Annotated in this window: 3 protein-coding genes; 1 reads left to right on the top strand and 2 read right to left on the bottom strand. The window is 51.9% G+C overall.

Annotated elements, in window-relative coordinates; translation table 11 throughout:
• Positions 1-104 precede the first annotated feature (104 nt).
• Both V6D20_07410 and V6D20_07405 read right to left on the bottom strand, forming a co-directional pair.
• Positions 105-1154 (bottom strand): GntG family PLP-dependent aldolase, encoded by a 1050-nt coding sequence (locus V6D20_07410; protein ID HEY9815611.1) that lies wholly within the window; start codon positions 1152-1154, stop codon positions 105-107.
• 99 nt (positions 1155-1253) lie between these two features.
• Positions 1254-1844: an antibiotic biosynthesis monooxygenase gene (locus tag V6D20_07405; protein ID HEY9815610.1), complete on the bottom strand. Its 591-nt coding sequence runs from the start codon at positions 1842-1844 to the stop codon at positions 1254-1256.
• Between the two features lie 74 nt (positions 1845-1918).
• On the opposite strand from V6D20_07405, the gene V6D20_07400 reads away from it, so the two are divergent.
• The gene (locus V6D20_07400; protein ID HEY9815609.1) at positions 1919-2731 is read left to right on the top strand and encodes an SDR family NAD(P)-dependent oxidoreductase; all 813 of its coding nucleotides are present in this window, start codon (positions 1919-1921) and stop codon (positions 2729-2731) included.
• Positions 2732-2966 lie beyond the last annotated feature (235 nt).

The raw sequence follows: 2966 nt of genomic DNA, 5'->3' as shown, positions 1-2966 counted from the left end.
TGTCGGTTAATTATCCATGAACATCAAGGCTTTCCAACTATATCCTAGTCTCTCCGAATTACCCTGGAAGTATTACAGAGATGATACAGAAAAGAGTTCCTAACCTAGGATAGGGCGATGCCTGCCCCCAACACAGCCTGCACCCGTTCCGGCACCTGTTGATTCTGTGCCCTAGACACCATCAAGTTTGTCACGGCCCGCAGGGCGTGGGGGCCAACGGGCAAGACCCTAACGCCTTGCTGATCAAGCTGTTCGGCTACCACCACAGCATCTCGACCGGGCGTTTGGAACACGACGATATTGGTCTGTACATGCGCAGGATGCACCTGAATACCGGGAATTTCAGCCAGAGATTGAGCCAGAATTTGCGCGTGGGCGTGGTCATCAGCCAGGCGATCGTAGTGATGCTGCAGGGCATAGAGGGCACCGGCAGCCAAGAGGCCGGCCTGACGCATTCCACCGCCGAATAGCTTACGAAACCGTCGAGCGCGCTGCATATCTGCCGCTGATCCGACCAACGCAGACCCCACCGGCGCACCTAAACCCTTCGAGAAACAGACGCTGATGGTGTCAAAGGGGGCAGCATAGTCTGCGGGCGATAGACCTGTCGCTACACAAGCATTCCAAAAGCGGGCTCCGTCTAGATGCAGGTTTAGATGGCGATCGCGACAGATCTCCGCAATAGCCTGGATGTCTGCCAAAGGAAAGATACGACCGCCGCCGCGATTATGGGTATTTTCTAAACAAACCAGGCGGGTGCGAGGAAAATGAGGATCGGACGGCCGCAGCACCGATATTAAATCCTGAGCCGTGAAAATGCCCTGTTGTCCAGCCACTAAGCGACACATGACCCCAGAAAGAGCCGCCGGCCCACCGCCTTCATAGTAATAGATATGCGCTTCCGCTTCCAGAATCACCTCATCTCCCGGCTCCGTATGCACCCGCAGAGCCACTTGATTGGTCATCGTGCCCGACGGCATATAGACCGCTGCCTCTTTTCCCAAAAGCTGAGCCACATAGGTTTCTAGCGCTTGCACTGTGGGATCATCACCCAGAACATCATCGCCCACCGGCGCTTGGGCGATCGCCTGACGCATCTCTGGGGTAGGCTGGGTAATTGTATCGCTACGTAGATCAATTATCATTTGAGTCATCGTTGAGGTTTATCTTTTAAGTTTATTTTCCATCATGCCCCATATTAAGTCGCTTAGTAAGGACTAGATCGACAACCATCGCCTGTACCAATCATATAATTAACGCATAGAAGGGCGATCGCGCTTAGATAAAGATGGATAGAGCCAAGGGCTAAATAGCTTGGTGAGCCAAGGCATAACTGGATAGGTGAGTAAGGCGGAAACGACAGGTACGGTCAGCAATAGCCCTGCCCACAGCGGCCAATTTCCGACTAAGGGAGAAAACACTAGGTTAGACAGGAGGATTAGGGGATAAACAGCGATGACGCCCAAGATAACTTGCTTATAGTAAGCGGGCTGGGAATACTTGGGTGCTGAGTTCGAGGGCAGCGTAAACCATAGCTCTAGACTGCTGGATAGCTCTTGCTGAGAGCGAGCCGCCACAAACTCTGGCGATCGCGATCGCCATTGATGATAGGTGGGTGAGGTGAGCCACTCACGCAAATGGGTGTAGCTATCAAATCGGATGATAATCACATATTCTGGAAAATCGTGATCGCGGGGACGAATAATCTCTACACCCAAAAATCCGTCAAACTGCTGGGCAGCTTGGTTAAATCCCTGTGTCCAGGCTTCATAGTCATGAATGCGTGTCGGTTCAACAAGCTCTGAAATGACAACAGTGATGGAATCGGAGGGCAGCGCGGTCATAGGTGAATGGTTGGCGAGAAGTGAAGTATTTCTATTGTCTCAGGTCATGGTCTCAGGTCAAAGTCTCATCGTCGGTGGAGATCGTACCGGCAGCGATCGCTAAGCTACGTCACAATAGAACAAGTTGTGTTTTAAGGACGGCGGCAGCGGTGATTCATGCACTAATTGTGGGAGCAAGTCAGGGCATTGGTTTAGGCTTTGTGCAGTATCTTTTGCAGCAGCAGACGACCGCCCAGGTTTATGCTACCTATCGATCGCCTCATTCAGCAGGAAATCTGCTGGCGATCGCTGATGATCGGTTAACCTGCTTGCCCGTAGACCTAACGGATGAAACCCAGATTGAGGAAGCGATTGCTCATATCAGCTGCACCACGCCTTCTTTACATTTGGTGGTGAACTGCGTGGGCTTACTGCACGACGGCGATTTACAGCCGGAGAAAAGCCTGCGGCAGATTAACCGCGAACACCTGCTGCGCTACTTTGAGGTGAACAGCATTGGTGCGATTCTGTTGGCAAAACACCTCTTGCCCCTGCTTTCCCATAGCGATCGCAGTGTGTTTGCCACCATTTCCGCCAAGGTTGGCAGTATTGGCGATAACTATAGCGGCGGCTGGTACGGCTACCGCGCCTCCAAAGCCGCCCTCAATATGTTCATGCATACCGCAGCGATCGAATATCAGCGCAAGCGAGCCAAGACCATCCTCGTCACCCTCCACCCTGGAACAACCGACACCCGTCTGTCCAAACCCTTTCAGCGAAGTGTTCCTCCCGAAAAATTATTTTCCTGCGATCGCACGGTTCAGCAACTCATGGACGTGATCGACAATCTTGATACCGTCAATAGTGGTGGATTCTTCTCCTGGGACGGTAGTCCGTTACCCTGGTAAGTGGGAGGATGTAGCTATTGGCAGGCATTTCGACGTCGCTCAATGCTCCAATCCTTAGGAGAAGAGGGCTGAGCGTAGTTGAACCCCGGAAACTTAGCTCCATTTCATTAAGTCTACCTACCTAATGGTCGATCATTTAGTCAGACAAATAGATAAAGTGCCATTAGAGTGGGCGATACCCACCCTACAAAGGTAAGTGTGGAGTAATTTTCCAGATTTGACATGACCGGTCAAT

This window comes from Candidatus Obscuribacterales bacterium (assembly GCA_036703605.1).
Classification (GTDB): domain Bacteria; phylum Cyanobacteriota; class Cyanobacteriia; order RECH01; family RECH01; genus RECH01.
The sequence above is the reverse complement of the archived record's forward strand: the minus strand, read 5'-3'. Positions and strand labels throughout refer to the sequence as shown.